Annotated in this window: 21 protein-coding genes and 2 pseudogenes; 18 read left to right on the top strand and 5 right to left on the bottom strand. The window is 63.2% G+C overall.

The features are described from left to right. Positions 1-3: 3 nt before the first annotated feature. Entirely contained in the window at positions 4-1,008 is a 1,005-nt protein-coding gene (gene cobS, locus AC1DVS_RS05690) for a cobaltochelatase subunit CobS (protein ID WP_478021007.1), read from the bottom strand. A 133-nt stretch (positions 1,009-1,141) separates the two neighbouring features. Next, complete coding sequence (locus AC1DVS_RS05685) at positions 1,142-1,840, bottom strand: winged helix-turn-helix transcriptional regulator (RefSeq protein ID WP_478021005.1); 699 nt, start codon at positions 1,838-1,840, stop codon at positions 1,142-1,144. A 75-nt stretch (positions 1,841-1,915) separates the two neighbouring features. On the opposite strand from AC1DVS_RS05685, the gene AC1DVS_RS05680 reads away from it, so the two are divergent. From AC1DVS_RS05680 to AC1DVS_RS05645, 8 genes and pseudogenes are all read left to right on the top strand, one after another. Beyond that, positions 1,916-2,359, top strand: a complete 444-nt coding sequence (locus AC1DVS_RS05680) for a VOC family protein (protein WP_478021003.1) — start codon at positions 1,916-1,918, stop codon at positions 2,357-2,359. Between the two features lie 65 nt (positions 2,360-2,424). Next, positions 2,425-2,718: pseudogene (locus AC1DVS_RS05675) on the top strand (DUF1428 domain-containing protein); the annotation flags it as partial. Positions 2,719-2,736: 18 nt separating this feature from the next. Continuing rightward, positions 2,737-3,138, top strand: coding sequence for a DUF1428 domain-containing protein (locus AC1DVS_RS05670; RefSeq protein ID WP_478021275.1), 402 nt, complete (start codon positions 2,737-2,739; stop codon positions 3,136-3,138). A gap of 24 nt (positions 3,139-3,162) precedes the next feature. Next, positions 3,163-3,945 carry a VOC family protein gene (locus tag AC1DVS_RS05665; protein WP_478021001.1) on the top strand — a complete coding sequence of 261 codons (783 nt, stop codon included), beginning with the start codon at positions 3,163-3,165 and terminating at the stop codon, positions 3,943-3,945. 2 nt (positions 3,946-3,947) lie between these two features. Further along, a complete protein-coding gene (locus tag AC1DVS_RS05660; protein WP_478020999.1) occupies positions 3,948-4,436 on the top strand; it encodes a VOC family protein in 489 nt (162 codons plus the stop codon). Then, entirely contained in the window at positions 4,433-4,894 is a 462-nt protein-coding gene (locus tag AC1DVS_RS05655) for an SRPBCC family protein (protein WP_478020997.1), read from the top strand. The genes AC1DVS_RS05660 and AC1DVS_RS05655 overlap by 4 nt, the downstream gene beginning before the upstream one ends. A 24-nt stretch (positions 4,895-4,918) precedes the next feature. Next, entirely contained in the window at positions 4,919-5,581 is a 663-nt protein-coding gene (locus AC1DVS_RS05650) for a dihydrofolate reductase family protein (RefSeq protein WP_478020995.1), read from the top strand. Positions 5,582-5,707: 126 nt separating this feature from the next. Beyond that, positions 5,708-6,301 (top strand): annotated as a pseudogene (locus tag AC1DVS_RS05645) (DUF899 family protein); the annotation flags it as partial. Between the two features lie 146 nt (positions 6,302-6,447). Here AC1DVS_RS05645 and AC1DVS_RS05640 read toward each other — a convergent pair. Continuing rightward, a complete protein-coding gene (locus AC1DVS_RS05640; protein WP_478020994.1) occupies positions 6,448-7,059 on the bottom strand; it encodes a J domain-containing protein in 612 nt (203 codons plus the stop codon). Between the two features lie 40 nt (positions 7,060-7,099). On the opposite strand from AC1DVS_RS05640, the gene AC1DVS_RS05635 reads away from it, so the two are divergent. From AC1DVS_RS05635 to AC1DVS_RS05605, 7 genes are all read left to right on the top strand, one after another. Next, complete coding sequence (locus AC1DVS_RS05635) at positions 7,100-7,387, top strand: BolA family protein (RefSeq protein ID WP_478020993.1); 288 nt, start codon at positions 7,100-7,102, stop codon at positions 7,385-7,387. After that, entirely contained in the window at positions 7,387-8,094 is a 708-nt protein-coding gene (locus AC1DVS_RS05630) for a glutathione S-transferase (RefSeq protein WP_478020991.1), read from the top strand. The genes AC1DVS_RS05635 and AC1DVS_RS05630 overlap by 1 nt, the downstream gene beginning before the upstream one ends. Further along, the gene (locus tag AC1DVS_RS05625; RefSeq protein ID WP_478020990.1) at positions 8,091-8,540 is read left to right on the top strand and encodes an NUDIX hydrolase; all 450 of its coding nucleotides are present in this window, start codon (positions 8,091-8,093) and stop codon (positions 8,538-8,540) included. The genes AC1DVS_RS05630 and AC1DVS_RS05625 overlap by 4 nt, the downstream gene beginning before the upstream one ends. Further along, positions 8,533-9,432, top strand: a complete 900-nt coding sequence (locus AC1DVS_RS05620) for a pirin family protein (RefSeq protein WP_478020989.1) — start codon at positions 8,533-8,535, stop codon at positions 9,430-9,432. Before AC1DVS_RS05625 ends, AC1DVS_RS05620 begins: the two co-directional genes overlap by 8 nt. A gap of 117 nt (positions 9,433-9,549) precedes the next feature. Then, entirely contained in the window at positions 9,550-10,437 is an 888-nt protein-coding gene (locus tag AC1DVS_RS05615; protein WP_478020987.1) for an alpha/beta fold hydrolase, read from the top strand. A 78-nt stretch (positions 10,438-10,515) separates the two neighbouring features. Next, a complete protein-coding gene (locus tag AC1DVS_RS05610) occupies positions 10,516-11,139 on the top strand; it encodes an OB-fold-containig protein (protein ID WP_478020985.1) in 624 nt (207 codons plus the stop codon). 21 nt (positions 11,140-11,160) lie between these two features. Further along, positions 11,161-12,888 carry a flotillin family protein gene (locus AC1DVS_RS05605; protein ID WP_478020983.1) on the top strand — a complete coding sequence of 576 codons (1,728 nt, stop codon included), beginning with the start codon at positions 11,161-11,163 and terminating at the stop codon, positions 12,886-12,888. A gap of 35 nt (positions 12,889-12,923) precedes the next feature. Here AC1DVS_RS05605 and AC1DVS_RS05600 read toward each other — a convergent pair whose 3' ends face one another. After that, positions 12,924-13,451: a helix-turn-helix domain-containing protein gene (locus tag AC1DVS_RS05600; RefSeq protein ID WP_478020981.1), complete on the bottom strand. Its 528-nt coding sequence runs from the start codon at positions 13,449-13,451 to the stop codon at positions 12,924-12,926. Between the two features lie 439 nt (positions 13,452-13,890). Between AC1DVS_RS05600 and AC1DVS_RS05595 the strand changes: the two genes are divergently transcribed. Next, the gene (locus AC1DVS_RS05595; RefSeq protein WP_478020979.1) at positions 13,891-14,163 is read left to right on the top strand and encodes a hypothetical protein; all 273 of its coding nucleotides are present in this window, start codon (positions 13,891-13,893) and stop codon (positions 14,161-14,163) included. Between the two features lie 239 nt (positions 14,164-14,402). Next, positions 14,403-14,585, top strand: coding sequence for a hypothetical protein (locus AC1DVS_RS05590; RefSeq protein WP_478020977.1), 183 nt, complete (start codon positions 14,403-14,405; stop codon positions 14,583-14,585). Positions 14,586-14,700: 115 nt separating this feature from the next. Here the strand turns inward: AC1DVS_RS05590 and AC1DVS_RS05585 are convergent, their stop codons facing one another. Further along, positions 14,701-16,038, bottom strand: a complete 1,338-nt coding sequence (locus AC1DVS_RS05585; RefSeq protein ID WP_478020976.1) for a hypothetical protein — start codon at positions 16,036-16,038, stop codon at positions 14,701-14,703. 357 nt (positions 16,039-16,395) lie between these two features. Between AC1DVS_RS05585 and AC1DVS_RS05580 the strand changes: the two genes are divergently transcribed. Then, positions 16,396-17,337: a hypothetical protein gene (locus tag AC1DVS_RS05580; protein ID WP_478020974.1), complete on the top strand. Its 942-nt coding sequence runs from the start codon at positions 16,396-16,398 to the stop codon at positions 17,335-17,337. Positions 17,338-17,365: the final 28 nt, after the last annotated feature.

Genomic DNA, 17,365 nt, shown 5'->3' with positions numbered 1-17,365 from the left:
TGATCACGCTTTCCCGACCACGCTCTCCGGCAGGTCCTTGCCGAACACGCGCTGATAATATTCAGCTACCAGCGCGCGCTCCGCCTCATCGCATTTGTTGAGGAAGGAGAGGCGGAAGGCGAAGCCGACATCGCCGAAGATCAGCGCGTTCTGTGCCCAGGTGATCACGGTTCGCGGGCTCATCACGGTCGAGATATCGCCATTCATGAAGCCGCGCCGGGTCAGGTCGGCGACGCGGACCATGTCGTCCACGGTCTTCTTGCCCTCTGGCTTGTCATATTCACCCGACTTGGCGAGCACGATCTGCGCCTCGACCGCAGCGGGCAGATAGTTGAGCGTGACGACGATATTCCAGCGGTCCATCTGGCCCTGGTTGATCTGCTGCGTGCCGTGATAGAGCCCGCTGGTATCGCCGAGGCCGACCGTGTTGGCGGTCGAGAACAGGCGGAACCAGGGGTTGGGGCGGATCACGCGGTTCTGGTCGAGCAGGGTCAGCTTGCCCTCGGTCTCGAGCACGCGCTGGATGACGAACATCACGTCCGGGCGGCCGGCATCATATTCGTCGAACACGAGCGCGGTAGGGGTCTGCAGCGCCCAGGGCAGCAGGCCTTCGCGGAACTCGGTGACTTGCTGGCCGTCCTTCAGCACGATCGCGTCGCGGCCGACGAGATCGATTCGGCTGATATGCGCATCGAGGTTGATCCGGATGCACGGCCATTTCAGGCGGGCCGCGACCTGCTCGATATGAGTCGATTTGCCGGTGCCGTGATAGCCCTGGACCATCACGCGGCGATTATAGGCAAAGCCGGCGCAGATCGCGAGGGTGGTGTCGGCATCGAACACATAGGCCGGATCGAGATCCGGCACGCGCTCGTCGGCTTCGCTGAAGGCGGGGACTTCCATATCCGAATCAATGCCGAAAGCCTCGCGGACCTTCAGCATCTTGTCGGGGGCTTCCATGATCGTCGTTTCGCGACTGTCGGGCTGCGTATTGGGTATATCGGTCATGAGCGGTTCCAAATTCCGTCCGGCCCCGGATGCGATCCGGGGTGCCGAAGCCCTGCCCTTCTTCAACGGTCGAGAAGGAAGAACGGTGCTTCGATAGGTTGGCTTGTTTCACTGCGAACGGAATTCGGTCGCGTCAAGCCGAACCGATCTTTGGCGGCAAAGGAAATAGCGTCACGAAGCGTTTCGCGAGCTCCGTGTCCCCCTTCAGGGCCAGCGTTCCGGCGGTTTGCGCATCCTCGATCGGGCGGCCGCCATAGATGATCGACGCCATCGTCACCGGATCGCTGATGAAGAGGGAATCGGCCTCGGTGGGATCGCCGCGCCGGATGACGATGCCCTCGGCATCGACCCGGGCGACGAAGCCTTCGTCGCCGAGCTGGAAACCGATCGTGCGATCGACCGCGCCCGACCGCGAGCGATCGATCATCGTGCGGAACGACAGCATCAGCGAGGCGGCGCTGAGCGGCAGGGTCGTGTCGTGGCGTGGCGACTGGACGGCCCAGCGGCCAAGCTCCTGGATCGCGGCTTCGCTTCTATAGCCCCATGGGGTGAGCGCATAGACCTGTACCGAGGCGGGAGGCGGCAGCTTCTCGCGGGTGAGGATGCCGACGTCCTCCAGGCCTTCCAGCCGCTGGGTGAGCACGTTCGCGCTGATGCCGGTGAGCGCCTTGCGCAGCTCGCCGAAGCGGCGCGGGCCGAACATGAGCTCGCGCACGATCAGCAGCGACCAGCGCTCGCCGACCAGTTCCATCGCCAGCGCTGTGCCGCAGGCGTCGTCATACCAGCGCTTTTCCGCCTTTTTTGCCGAGTTGGTTATTTTTTGTAACTCCATGGTTGCTTTTAATAACTGAAACGGGCATCAGGGTCAAACAGCGATTCGCGGAAAGCGGAATGGAAAGGATTTGCGATGCCCAAGATGATCTTCGTCAATTTGCCCGTGGCTGATGTGGAGCGGTCAGTCGCCTTTTACGAAGCCGTCGGCGCCACGAAGGACGAGCGCTTCTGCCAGGCCGGCAGTGCGGCGATGCTGACATTCTCCGACACGATCAGCCTGATGGTCCTGAGCCATGCCCGGTTCGCCGATTTCACCTCCAAGACGATCGCCGATTCCCGTACCACCTGCGAGGTGCTGGTCTGCCTGTCGGAGGATAGTCGTGAGGCTGTGGATGCGACTCTGGCCCGGGCGGTAGCCGCCGGCGGATCCGCGGACCCGACCCCGCTTCAGGACCATGGCTTCATGTATGGCCGCAGCTTCGAGGACCCTGATGGCCATATCATCGAACTGGCCTGGATGGACGTCGATGCAGCGATGGCCGCGATGAGCGGCGGCGGAGAAACCGTCGACGCCTGAGGACTCATAATGCTCCCGACACATCGGGGCGCGAAAAAACGGAACAATAACCGAGGAGAGCGACGATGAGCTATATCCAGGGTTTCGTGCTGGCGGTGCCGGCGGCGAACAAGCAGGCCTTTATCGAGCACGCGACCAAGTCGATGCCGTTCTTTCGCGAATTCGGGGCGACCCGGATGGTGGAGAATTGGGGTGACGAGGTGCCGGACGGCAAGGTCACCGATTTCAAGCGCGCGGTGAAGGCCGAGGGCGACGAGGTCGTGCTGTTCAGCTGGGTCGAATGGCCATCCCGGGAGGTGCTCGAGGCCGGCACGGAAAAAATGATGGAGGATCCGCGCATGGCCGCGATGGGCGAGATGCCCTTTGACGGCAAGCGCATGATCTATGGCGGCTTCGCGCCGTTGCTCGATGATGGGCCGGGCGGCGCGCCGGGCTATGTCGACGGCTATCTCGTGCCGGTAAAGGACGAGAATAAGGAGGCCTATCGCGACTTGGCGACCAGGGCCTCCACGGTGTTCCGCGACCATGGCGCGACCCGCGTGGTCGAAGCATGGGGCGACTATCTGCCGGATGGGAAAGTCACCGACTTCAAGGGCGCGGTGAAGGCGGAGGCGGACGAGAAGACCGTCTTCTCCTGGGTCGAATGGCCCGACAAAGCGACCCGCGACGCCGGCATGGCCAAGGTGATGGCGGACGAGCGGATGAAGCCGGGCGACGGCATGCCCTTCGACGGCCAGCGCATGATCTATGGCGGCTTCGCACCGGTCGTCGACCAATAAAGCAACGATCAGAGGAGAAAGACCATGGTAAATCCCGAAGGCACGCCGATCTGGTACGAACTGATGACCGCCGATCCAGAGGCGTCCAAGGCTTTCTATGACGATGTGATCGGCTGGACGGTCGGGGCACAGCCACCCGGCGAAAAAGATTACCGCATGATCGAGAGCGGCGGCGGCATGGTCGGCGGCGTGCTGCGGCTGACCGAGGAGATGCAGAGCCATGGCGCGAAGCCGACCTGGCTTTTCTATATCGGCGTGAACGACGTCGATGCCTCGGTCGAGAAGATCAAGGCGGAGGGCGGCAGCGTGCTGATGCCGGCCTGGGATATCCCGGGCATCGGCCGGATGGCGATGGCCGCCGATCCGCAGGGCATCCCCTTCTATGTCATGCGCGGCGCCTCCGAGGAGAGCAGCACTGCCTTCGACCGGATGGGCATGGGCAAGTGCAACTGGAACGAGCTCGCCACGACTGATCAGACCGCCGGCAATGCGTTTTACGCGACGGTGTTCGGCTGGACCTATCCGGACAAGATGTCGATGGGCGACATGGGCGATTATGTCTTCGTGCAGGCCGGCGACCAGACGATCGGCGCGACGATGAACGCCGGTGCCGGCGGCGCACCGGTGGGATGGCGCTTCTATTTCCGCGCGCCGGATATCGAAGAGGCCGCGGCCAAGGTGACGAAGAACGGCGGAACGGTCCATGCCGGGCCGATGGAAGTGCCGGGCGGCGACCGCATCATCGTCGCCAGCGATCCGCACAATGTGATGTTCGGGGTGGTTGGCCCCGGCAGCCAAGGAGCATGACCATGACAAAGATTGCACCCTGTCTCTGGTATGACGGCACCGCTGAGGAAGCCGCGACCTTTTATGCCGCCACCTTCCCGGATTCGCGGGTCGAGGCGGTCCACCGCGCGCCGGGCGACTTCCCGGACGGGCATCAGGGCGATGTGCTGACGGTGGAGTTCACCGTGCTCGGCATGCGCTTCCTCGGCCTCAATGGCGGGCCGCGGTTCAAGTTCGACGAGGCGGTCTCCTTCCAGGTCTATACCGACGATCAGGAAGAGACCGACCGTTACTGGAACGCGATCGTCGGCAATGGCGGCGAAGAAAGCATGTGCGGCTGGTGCAAGGATAAATGGGGTCTGTCCTGGCAGATCACGCCGCGTGCGCTGATGAAGGCGATGACCAACCCCGACAAGGCGGCGGCCAAGCGCGGCATGGAAGCGATGATGTCGATGCGGAAGATCGACATCGCGGCGATCGAGCGGGCGATGGCCGGCGAGGCAGTGGCGTGAAGGCCGAGCATGAACTGTCGGTCACGCGACTGATCGACGCGCCGGTCGAGCTGGTGTGGAAGATCGCGACCGAGCGGCTGGCCGAATGGTGGTGCCCCAGACCCTGGACGGCGGAGAGCGTCGAGCAGGACTGGCGGCCCGGGGGCCGCTCGGCGATGATCATGCGCGGGCCGGAAGGCGAGACGAATCCGGTAGAGGGGGTATTCCTTGAGGTGACGCCGAACAGGCGCTTTGTCTTTACGGATGCCTTCAAGGTCGGGTGGATTCCGCAGACCGCGTTCATAGTCGGCTTTTTCGAGTTCGCCGATGAGGGTGGAAAGACCCGCTACACCGCAGGCGCGCGGCATTGGACCGCCGAGGCGCTCGCGCAGCATGAGGTGATGGGCTTCGCCGATGGCTGGGGGAAGGCGGCCGACCAGCTCACCGAACTGGTCGAGACGGCGAAGGCCCCTGCCTGAGGCAAGGCAATCGAGGACAATGTCATGAGAAAAATCATCGCGGGCGTCTTCCAGTCGCTCGACGGCGTCATGCAGGCGCCGGGTGCGCCCGAGGAGGACCCGACCGGCGGCTTCACCCTGGGTGGCTGGTCCGCCACTTTGTGGGACGAAGTGATGGAACAGCAGATGGGCGGCGTGATCAGTGGGGATTTCGATCTGCTGCTCGGCCGCAACACCTATGACATTTTCGCTGCCTATTGGCCGTTCCAGGACGGCCACCCGATTGGCGAGAAGTTCGACGCGGTGACCAAATATGTCGTTACCTCGTCGACCGAACCGCTGGGCTGGGCGAATTCAGTTGCGATCAATGGCGATGCCGCGGCCGGCATCGCCGGGATCAAGGCGAGCGAAGGCCCGGACCTGGTCATCCAGGGCAGCACCAAGCTTTACCCCGCGCTGCTCGAGGCGGGGCTGATCGACCGGCTGTTCCTGATGACCTTCCCGGTCGTGCTGGGCGGCGGGAAGCGGTTGTTCGCCGATGGGGTGAAATCCGGCGCGATGAAGCTGGTGGACTCGAAGGTATCGACCACCGGCGTGATCATCGCGACCTATGAGCCTGCCGGGCCGGTCCCGATTGGCTCGTTCATTACGCGCGAGCCATCGGCACTCGAGATCGCCAGGCGCGAGAAGATGGCCACCGCGGCCTGAGGGAGATCATGTGATGGAGCATCTCGCTTACCCGAATGAGAGCGCGGCCTATCGGGCCGCGCGTAATACCTTGCTTGATGCGGAGATGGCGCTTCGCCGGCAGATCGAGGAGGTCGCGGCGCACTTCCGCCGGGCGGCGTGGTCGAGCAGGATTATGTGTTCGAGCGGATCGGTGCGCATCAGCGGCCGGAGCAGGTGAAGCTCTCCGAGCTGTTCGAGGGCAAGCCGAGCCTGATCCTCTACAGCTTCATGTACGGCCCCGAGCGCGACAATCCCTGCCCGGGCTGCACCCATATGCTCGACGGGCTGGACGGCTCGGCGCGGCATGCGTCGCAGCGGGTGCCGTTCTGGATCGTCGCCAAATCGCCGATCGCGCGGCTTGTCGCCTGGGCGCATGAGCGTGGCTGGGATCATCTGCGATTCCTGTCGACCGCGGGCAACAGCTATGACGCGGATTATTTCGGCGACACCTCGCGCGTCTCCCGGGCGATGCGTGCCGAGCGGGGCTATGAGGACGGCAAGGACTGGGACGAGCCGGTGTTCAATGTGTTCCGCAAGGATGGCGACGCGGTCCGACATTTCTGGGGCAGCGAGCTTGTCTATGCACCCGAGGAGCCCGGTCAGCACCACCGCGCGGGCGATCTCGTCGATCCGCTCTGGGGCCTGTTGGACCTCACCCCCGAAGGCCGCGGAGAGTTTTTTCCGAAGCTCACCTACTAGAGTCGAGTTCGATCAGGTTGAATCAACCGTCACCCTGGACTTGTCCCGGGGGTCCACGCCGCCGCAAGCCAAGTGTCGATGGGTACGTGGCACCGTGGATGCCGGAACAAGTCCGGCATGACGGGTAAAGCTGGTCGAATTTGGCCCTAAGCGAAGGCCGGGGCGCTCTTCAGCTGGGTGTAGGCGGTGATGACATCCTGTAGCGCCTTTTCGTGGCTGCGGTCGCCGCCGTTGCGATCGGGGTGGTAGCGGCGGACGAGTTCGGCATAGCGTTGCCTGAGGCCGCGGCGATCGACATCGGTCGGCAGCCCGAGCACCCGGAGCGACTTGCGGTCGCTGTCCGACAAAGGCCGGCCATCCTTGCGCGCTTCTTCCATCTTGCGCTGGAAGCGGGCGCCGATCGCATCGAGCGGATCCGTGAAGTCGGCCCATTTCGGCGGGCGATCCGCGCCGCCCGCGGTCGCGAAGGCGCGGGTCTCGCGTTCCCAGCCGGCAAAGGGGCGCTGCGCGTCGTGGATCTCGTCGGGGCTCATGCCATTGAAGAAATTATAGCGCGCGTTGAAGGCGCGGACATGATCGAGGCAGAACCAGCGATAGGGGCGCGGGCCCTCGTGGCCGCCCGCCGGCCCATCTTCCGGGGGCGCACGGAATTCGCCCGGCGCCTCGCAGCCCGGTTCAGCACAATGCCTGTCACTTCCCTCGACGCGGCCGTGGAAGCGCGTGTTGGGCCGATCCTTCTTTTCCGTTTCCCGCGCCACGCGGCTCCCCGAATCCGACAAAGCGGCCTATATAGGCGCGATGACAAATCTCGCCACCGGCTCCGTCGCGTCCGAAATCGCGTCCCGTCTCACCGCCGCGCTCGACCCGACGCATCTCGAGGTGATCAATGATAGCGGCAAGCATGCCGGCCATATGGGTGATGACGGGACGGGCGAATCGCACTTCACCGTGATCGTCGAAAGCGCGGCGTTCGAGGGACAGTCGCGGGTCGCGCGGCAGCGGTTGATCAACACAGCGCTCGCCGAGCTGCTGCGCGATCGTATCCATGCGCTCGCCATCCGTGCCCGGGCACCGGGAGAGGCGTGATGACCTACCGGCTGTGGTATTGGCCGACCATTCAGGGCCGCGGCGAATTCGTGCGACTGCCGCTGGAAGCGGCCGGGATCGCCTATCGCGACTGCGCCCGTGAGGAAGGCGCGCAGGCGCTGATGGCGAACATGAAGGGCCATGCCGGGGAGGGACTCTTCGCGCCGCCTTATCTCGAGCTCGATGACATGGTGATCGCGCAGGTCGCCAATATCCTGCTGTATCTCGGCGAGCGGCACGAGCTTGCGCCGACTGACCTGGCCGGCCGGTTGTTGCTCAACCAGCTTCAGCTCACCATCGCCGACCTCGTCGCCGAGGTCCATAATGTCCATCACCCGATCAGCGTCTCGTCTTATTACAAGGACCAGAAGGACGCTGCGATCGAGGCCGCGAAGGGTTTTCGCGCGGATCGCATCCCGAAGTTCCTCGGCTATTTCGAGGCGACGCTGGCGGCAAGCAAGAGCAGTTGGCTGATCGGCGATCGCTGGAGCTATGGCGACACTTCGCTGTTCCAGATCGTCGAGGGGTTGCGCTACATGTTTCCGTTGCGAATGGCCGCAGTCGAGCAGGACTATCCCAACCTGATCCGCATCCACCATCAGGTCGCCGAACTGCCGGGGATCGCGGCCTATCTCGCGAGCGACCGCCGTATCGGCTTCAACGAGGACGGCATCTTCCGCCATTATCCCGAGCTCGACGCGGCATGAGCGTGCGCGCCAAGCGGCCGGCCGCGCGGATATTGCTGGTCGATGGCGAGGGACGCGTGCTGTTGTTCCGTTTCGACCCCGGCGATCGGCCGCCTTTCTGGTGCACGCCGGGCGGCGCGGTCGATCCGGGCGAAAGCTATGCCGAGGCGGCGCGGCGGGAGCTGCGGGAAGAGACGGGACTCGAGCTGGAGTGCGGGCCTGAAGTGGCGCAGCGCCATGTCGAGTTCGTGACGATCGAGGGCGTGCCGGTGACGGCTGACGAACGCTATTTCCGGGTGCGCACGGACTCGTCCGAGATCGACACCGCCGGCCACACGCCGCTCGAACAGCGGGTGATGCAGAGCTGGCGCTGGTTCTCGCGCGACGAGATCGCGGCGCATCCCGAGATGATCTTCCCCCAGGACCTGCTGGCCCTGCTGGCTGCGACGGAGACGCAAGATGCTTGACGATTTCATCCTCCAGACGATCACGCCGACGACGCATGATCTTGGCGGGTTCAAGGTCCATCGCACCCTGCCCTCGCGGCCGCGGACGATGGTCGGGCCGTTCCTGTTCTTCGATCAGATGGGGCCGGCGCATTTGGATGTCGGCACGGGGATCGATGTACGGCCGCATCCGCATATCAACCTCGCGACGGTGACCTATTTGTTCGAGGGGGCGATCGACCATCGCGATTCGCTTGGCACCTTCGCGACGATCGAGCCGGGGGCGGTCAATCTGATGACCGCTGGGCATGGCATCGTTCACAGCGAGCGATCGCCTTCGGCCGAGCGGGCGCAGGGGCCGGCGCTCTCGGGTATCCAGACCTGGATTGCGCTGCCTGAGGCCAATGAGGAGATGGATCCGGCGTTCGAGCATGTCGAGAAAGCGGCGTTGCCGGTGGTGGAGACGATAGGTGCTCGGGCTCGGGTGATCATGGGGAGTCTTTGGGGCGTCAGCGCGCCGACCACGACTTATGCCGAGACCATTTATGCCGATATCGTGCTTGATGCCGGGGGCTCGGTGCCGATCGATGCCGGGGCTGATGAGCGCGCGGTGTATGTGGCGCTGGGTGAGGCTAGTCTTGATGGCATGCGGCTGGAGCCGATGACGCTCTATGTGCTGAAGCCGGGGATCGCGACTTCGCTTGCCTCCTCGACCGGCGGTCGCGTGATGTTGTGCGGGGGCGAGGCTTTTGCCACGCCGCGGCATGTCTGGTGGAATTTCGTTTCTTCGAGTCGGGAACGGATCAACCAGGCGAAGGATGACTGGAATGCCGGGCGGTTTGCGAAGGTGCCGGGGGATGAGAAGGAATTTATTCCGATTCCTGCTGTGCCGAAGACTGTGAGTTATCCGTGACACATAAAGCCCCTCCCCTTCAGGGGAGGGGTTGGGGGTGGGGGATTCACTCGGACGGTCGCTTGTGTCCCCCACCCCAACCCCTCCCCTGAAGGGGAGGGGCTTAAGGAGAAGAAGATGGCTTTCGAATTGCAGACGGTCGCGCTCCCCACTGGCGTTTCGCTTGACGTCGCTGTCGCGGGGGACGCCGCCAACCCGGCGATCATCCTGCTGCATGGTTTCCCTGAGTCGCATCGCACCTGGCGGCACCAGATTCCGGAGCTGGCGAAAAACCATTTCGTCATGGCGCCGGACCAGCGCGGTTTTGCGCGGTCTTCCAAGCCTGCCGATGTCAGCGATTATACGCCGGACAAGATGGTCGGCGACCTGGTGGCGCTGGCGGACCATTTCTCCGTCGGCCGCTTCACCCTGGTCGGCCATGACTGGGGCGGGGCGATTGCGTGGATGGCGGCGCTGCAGCGGGCTGACCGGGTGGCGAAGCTGATCATCGTCAATGCGCCGCACCCGTTCATCTTCCAGAAGACGATGTTCGACGATCTCGGCCAGCGCGAGGCGAGCCAGTATATCCGGGCCTTTCGCAACCCCGATTTCGAAAAGCATATCGAGGCGATCGGCCTGTCCGCATTTTTCGACGGCAGCTTCATGCGGCACACCGATTTCGACAAGGTCGCGGGCGAGAAGGAGGCGTATCTCGACGAATGGGGCCAGCCCGGCGCGATGACCGCGATGCTCAACTGGTACCGCGCCAGTGCCATCATTGTGCCGGCGATGGACGAGACGCCGGAGCGGCCCGCGTTTCTCGATGCGCCCTTCCCGCCGATCACCCAGCCGACGCTGGTGATCTGGGGCATGGGCGACAAGGCGCTGTTGCCGAGCCAGCTCGAGGGACTCGAGACGCTGGTGCCCGATATGACCCTGGTGAAAGTGGATGCCGGGCATTTCGTGCCCTGGGAAGCGCCCGAGGCGGTGACGGAGGCGATACTGGACTGGCTTGGAGAGACCTGAACAGAATCGGACGCATCCGGCGGGCACCATTTCCGATTTCGCTATATGTGAGGCCCGGAGGCGCGTATGATTGGGCAAATGTTCTCCCTGTTTCTTACCCCGGACTATGCACCGTTCACCGTCGCCTTTGTGGTGATGTTCGGCATCGGCCTGATCGAGGCGGTCGGTCTTGGGCTTGGCAGCCTTGATCTGCATGTCGATGTGCACGGCGAAACCGATGGCGGGCCGGAATTCCTCAGCTGGCTTGGCCTTGGCGATGGCTTGCCCATCCTGATCTGGCTGACCTCGCTGCTCGGCTGCTTCACTTTGGCGGGCGTGGCGATCCAGCAGATTGCCACCGGCTTGACTGGTGCGCCGCTGCACTGGGGCATGGCCACCGGAGGCGCCGCCGTGATCGGCCTGATCGTCAATATATTCGCCGCGGGCGGGCTGGCGCGGATCATGCCCGGCTATGAGTCGACGGTCGTCAGCGTCGAGGATCTCCTGATGCGGCGCGGCACGATCCTCGAGGGCACGGCGCGGCGCGGCCATCCGGCGCGCGCCAAGGTCGTCGATCAGCATGGCCAGGCGCATTATGTGATGGTCGAGCCGCACAATGATTCCGATATCGTCGCGCCCGGCGAAACCGCGCTGCTGGTACGGCGCGCCGGCCCGACCTTCTTCGTCGTGCCCGACGTCAATCCTTCGCTTCGACCGATCTAGTTCTTTGGACAGGAGTCCGCTGTGAACACCCCGATTCTGAACATTCTGATCTATGCCGGCATCATCCTCGTCGCGCTGGTCGTCATCGGCCTGGTCCTGACCCGGCTCTATCGGCGGGCGACCAAGGACGTCGCGCTGATCCGCACCGGTTTCGGCGGCGAGAAGGTCGTGCTCAACGGCGGCATCATGGTCATCCCGGTGCTGCATGAGCTGATGCAGGTCCGCCTCACGACCGTGAAGCTGGAAGTGTCGCGCCTCAACAAGGACGCGCTGATCACGATGGACAAGCTGCGCGTCGACGTCGTCGGCCTGTTCCACATCAAGGTGAAGCCCGACGCCCAGTCGATCGCCGCCGCTGCCCAGACACTCGGTGAATCGGTCAACAGCGCGGATGCGGTGAAGTCGCTGCTCGACGGCAAGCTGGTGTCCGCGCTGCGATCGGTCGCGGCGACGATGACGATGGAGCATCTCCACGCCAACCGCGCCGACTTCATCCAGAAGGTCCAGGAAGCGCTGATGACCGATCTGGACATGAACGGCTTCCAGCTCGAATCCGTCTCGATCACCCATTTCGACCAGACTGCGTTCGAGCATTTCAACGAGAACAATGCGTTCGACGCCGAGGGGCTGACCGTGCTCACCCGCACGATCGAGGAGCGCAAGAAGATCCGCAACGACATCGTCGCGACCAACCGGGTCGCGATCGAGCAGCGCAACCTCGACGCCAACAACCAGTCGCTCGAGATCGCCCAGGCGGCCGAGCAGGCAAAGCTGACCCAGGAGCAGACGCTCGCCGCCCGCCGCGCGGAACAGGCGACCGCGATCGCCACCGCCGAGGCCGAGCAGACCCGCCTCGCCGAGATCGCGCGGATCACCGCCGAACAGGCGCAGACGGTGGCGCAGACCGAGGCGGACAAGGTCATCCAGACCGCGACCATCGCCCGCGACGGCGCGGTGCAAACCGCGACGATCGAGCGCGACCGCAATATCGAGCTCGCGCGCATCACCACGGCCGTGCAGACCGCGCAGAAATCGGAGGAGGAATCGACCGCGACCGCTGCCGCCAACGAGGCGCGCGCGCTCGCTGTCCGCGCCGAGGAAAGCGTCCAGACCGCCAAGGCGACCGAAATCGCCAACCGCAACAAGAATGTCGCGGTCATCGCCGCCACCCAGCGCGCGCAGGAAGAGGCGGTGCAGATCACCGTCGCCGCCGAGGCGGAAAAGGAAGCCGCCGCAGCCCGCGCCACTGCGCTGCGTACCGAGGCGACCGCCGAGGCCGATGCCGAAAAGGCCCGGGCCGAGGGCCGCGCCGCCGCGTTCAAGGTCGACGCCGCCGGTCAGACCGCGCTCAACGAGGCGACCAACGTGCTGAGCGACACCCAGACCGCGCTGCTGGTGCGCAAGGCGATCCTCGAGGCGCTTCCGGCGATCATCGCCGCGGCGAGCAAGCCGATGGAGCAGATCGACAAGATCTCGATCGTCGATGCGCGAGGCCTCCACGGCGAGAGCAGCGACGGCGCGACGGCCGGCACCGGCAACCTCGCCGACGCAGCCGTGGCAGCGGCGATGCGCTACCGCGTCGGCGGGCCGCTGATCGATGCGCTGATGGCCGAGCTCGGCATGACCGGGGGGAGCCTGAACGGGATGCTTGCCGCGACGGGGTCGCAAAATGGCGACGCGACCGGCGCGGCGGGCAGGTTGAACGGGAGTTCGGCGGGCGACGGGGCGGTGATCGACGCGGCTGAGTAAGCGGGGTCGGGCCGGCGGGGCTCGACCCGCCATGCTCATGCCGGAAGTCCGCGCCGGGCTAGCTCCTCACTGACCCGGGTCTCGACCCGGTTGGCGAAGTGTCTGGCCTTGGCCGCCTGGTCTTGGGCTCTGCCCTCCTCGACGCGCGCCATTGCCTTGCGGAATCGCTCGACGAAGCTCGTATTCTCAGGGGGCTCGGGAGGCGCAGGCGGCCGGCGTGTGGCGAGCCATTGCTTCGCGGCGCTGACATCGGCGGGCACATGGACGGTGATCGGCACGATCACCGGCTCCTTCGCGCCGGCGGGGTGGAAGATCTTCACATCGGAATACTCATAGCCGCAGGCGCGCTCATACAGCGCGCGCTCGACGCGATCGTCGGCGAATTCCTTGCCGGCGGTGAGCGCCTCGGCGAATGCGTCATATTCTGCGCGCCACCTGTAGAAGGTGCGCACGCAGACGCCGAGGATATCGGCGATCTCGCGATCAGTGGCACCGTTGCGGCACAGCTTGCGCGCCTGCTCGGCATATTCGGGGCGATAGGTGGTGGGGCGTCCTGCGGTCATGAGGGCTGGATAGCCCGGGTTGCGGTGGGGTTGAATCAATGTGCCGGCGGGGGTGGTCTCGGGACTGCGGCGGGGTTCGTTGTGACATAATTCGGGGGCGGATGCGGTGCGCGAGTTGGGTTTTCACGAGGGGGAATGGGTGGAAATGGCCGCTTGGGGCGGGTGAATTATGTCATGCCCATCCGGGGGGCGGGCTGTTGGATGGGGTTGTGGAGAGGGGGTTCCTGGCGCGGCGCTCGCGATGCGGCGTGCCGGGGAACTGTCATCATAGACGATGTTTGGGGCGGATTGAATCGAGGCCGGATGCGGAAGCAGATGTTCCCGCGGGTGAACAATAATATGACCGCGCTTGGCCGTACAGGGACTGGCGGCTTGAGGCGTAGCGGACATTCCGCAGCCGCCAGTTGCAGACATCGCTTCATAGCCTAAGATCTCAGCTATGAAGCCGATCATGACCGTCGAAGACGTGTTCGATATTCCCAGTTGGGGCGGTCTGGTGGTCGTCCCCGGCCCTCTTATTGCCGATGGTCCTGCGCGGCCGGAGAGCGCCGTCTCCCTGAAGAAGCCAGATGGCTCAACAACTTCGGCAGTCCTGCGAATGGGAGAAGTTTTCCAAACTCCGCCCCCGACAGAGCGGCGCTGGGCCTGCCTTCTCAGAGGCGTCGAGAAAACGGAAGTACCGATCGGCACCGAGATATGGTCGAATAACTAGCGACCGCTTCCCACCCAATTTTCGGTGAACGTGCGCCTATGCCGGATATCGCTCACAGTGCACTAAACCGCCGGATTGTTCACAAATCGAATGCCGTTACGTTCGCTGCATTTCTGCAATAAGTGCACTGTCATCGATACCCTCCTGGGGGTTTTGGCACCTTTCACCGAAATCTTACCAAGCTCCGGGCAGCCTAAAATCGTCTCGACAGGTTCGCCCGATCCTATAAACTCGTCCTGATGAGTGATGCGGGCGAAGTCGCGGGCTTTGTTTTGGAGGCGACCGTTGAGGTGCTCAGCGCGCTCGGCGAGGTCAACTTCGATTCGGGCTCGAAGCGCAAGAAGCGGCGCAGCGCCTTCGCCACCCTCGCCATCATCGTGGCGGTCGTGATCGGCACTGTGCTTTTCCTGGGATTGCGCTGACAGTGCATTTAATTGCCGGGAGCGGACAGCGATCGCCCCTCCTGCCTCCGTCGAGTTAAATGCACCGTCACCGCAATCCGGACTCACTCACCAAAACAGGCGGGCTTGGGAGCTGCTACCTGACACGGTTTGCCCACATGCACAGGTACCGGGCAGTGTTTCTGGGAGCCAACCACAGCGAGGCCATCAGCGCATTGTCAGCCTCGGCTGCGGTCCATGTATTGACCCAGACCTTGATCGGCCCCCACGGGCCAGAGACATACCTGAACTTCTTGTCGCACACGTCCCTCAGTCCGTTTTCCCAGGTGCCCAGTGATTGCCAGGCCACGCCGGTCAGCCAGGCCCTCGCGCTTGGGCTGGTGTCTTCGATCTCATCCCTTCGAATGGGTGGATAACCACCCGGCTGTCGAAAGAAGTTTCGGTTCTTCACGAAGTCCTCGGCATAGCTTTCATAGCCGCTGTGACGCCAGTCGACGTCGAGAGGATCGTTGATGAAATTGGCGGCATGCATTGGCTGACACAGGTCGGTCAGATAGTGCAGGCTGAGTCCGAGGTCGATGAAAGCCTGATCGTGCCGGCCTTCGCGGTAGTGGCGGACGCTGGTATCGAAGGTCTCTCCGCCCTTGGAGACCGCATTGTGCGGATACCATGAGGCGGGCCAGGGAAAACTGGTCCCGGTTCTGGGGTTGTAGAAGTGATAATAATACGACGCCCAGATCGGATGGGTCGGCTTCCAGTCATCCCATTCGTCTGCGCCTTTCAGGCCTTCAGCGATCTTTTTGGACCCACGAGTCCAGACGTCCGAGATGAGGCTGGCTTCCGGGGTCGGATTCTCCATGTGGCGGAGATAGTGCACGGCCATTTCCACAATCCGGAAGTGCGTATGCTCGTCCCACAGCAAGCCCGCATCGCCCTCGGCCTGTTCCGGGGAATGATCGTGCGAATGCGTATGGCTGTGGGTGTGGGTGTGGATGGGGCCGCAACAGCCGGCATGGAGTCCCTCGGGAACATCGCGCCCTTCGGCAGCGATCGGTGCGAACGTAAAGCGCACGGCCGTATCGAGGTCGGATGCGGTCGCGGAGAGCGTCGATTCAGGACCGTCGCTAAAGCCAAGAAAAGCATCGCCCGAAACGAAACGGAAACCGAAAAGCGTATCCATATCGGCGCTTCTGACGAGTTGAAAGATTTGCTGCGAGCCCATCGCGCCGCCCTGTAACGAAAACCGGCCGTCATCCTCGATGGTGAGCCATTCAAGCGAGTCAGGCGTTCGCAGCGCGAACAAGTCAGGGTCCATCATTGTCAATCGTAATGCTTGCGGGTATTCCGCATTGACGCTGAGCGACACGTTTCCGTCCTCGTTCTTCGTCATGCCGATAGAGCGATCATCCCAGGTTCTGATTTCGACCAGTATTTCCCTATGATCAACATCATGCGCTACTTCTTGAACATCCATGTTTTAATCCTCTCGTAGATTTACTTCCTGTGGATGACCTCCAAATGATGAAAACGATATTCATTACTTAGCCGCCCCGAAAATCGCTTTGATTTTCTTGGTGCGAAGAAGATTTCGTTTTCATGTTGGCTACCTACGCTCGATTCACGACAACGGGCGGCCCAAATTTAGAGAGGTTTCTTGTTGTATTTGATGTCACGAGATTTTCGGCGGGAATTCAGGATTCTAGGCATTGAGCGTGCCGTAGTCGGCCCGCCCTTTTTTGGGTGAATATTGGATTCTGACGTAATCATAGCGCATTACAAAGGCGGTGAGCCTAGAGTCCGGCGGCAAACCTCACGCAGCGGAGGCGAAACCATGACCGGAAAATTCGACATCACTGCGCATGATGCGCGCTTCGCATCGCGCACCAGCGCCGAGGATTGGGCGCGGATTGTGGCGTTCCGCAGCCTGCCGCACTTCCTGGATGGCGTACGCCGTCACGAAGGGATCATGCAGCCGCTTTTCGCCCATAACTTCATTCTCAGCAAGGTTGCGGTGGAGTTCTGGCGGTTTCAGTTGCTGGTGTTCACCCTGTACCTCCACAGTGTGCGCGATTTCAAAGACCCGCGCACGGGACTGACGCTCTCCAATTTGCAAAAAACCTGCACCAAGCTTGCGCTGGCCAGCCCGGGGCGGGTCTATGCCTATCTCAATATCATGCGGCTTGGCGGCTTTCTCACCAGCGTGCGCTCCAGGCTTGATACGCGGGTGGTGCACCTTGAGCCGACCCCTATTTTCATGGCAACGGTCGAGGAATGGAACGAGGGCATATTCGAATCGATCGATGCCGCTTATCCGCAAGGCGAACTTCAGACATTGAGCCGACGCCATCTCGGTCTGGCGGAAGGGATGCGGATTAGCGGCGCTGAAGCGTTGCTTGGAGGGTGGCAACCGCTCAGTCCGTTCCCGGAAGTGTTTCACTTCGCGGCGGTTGATGGTGGATGGATGCTGCTGGAGCATGTTGCGTCGCTAGCGCTGCGCCATCCGGATGGCGTCACGCTCGAACCCACCGCGCTCGATATGCGTCGGATGAGCAAGCAATTTGGCGGATCTCGCTCCAACCTGCTGCGTGTGCTGGAAACCGGGTATGAGCTTGGCCTGCTCGACGCGCCGCCTGCCAGCGGCAAGCACATCCTGTTCTCCTCGCGCACTGTCTGCGCCTACATCACCTTCATCGCCTCATTCCTCAGCTTTTTTCAGGATCATACGATGATCGCGCTGCGGCGGATCGAGGCGCGAGAGGCTGCCCGGCGGTGAAGGGGGGCGAGGGGGCTGAAGGCGCGTT

The sequence above is a fragment of the Sphingomonas sp. P3_C5 genome (assembly GCF_056402635.1).
Note: the sequence above shows the minus strand (reverse complement) of the source record. Positions and strands in the feature narration are given on the sequence as shown.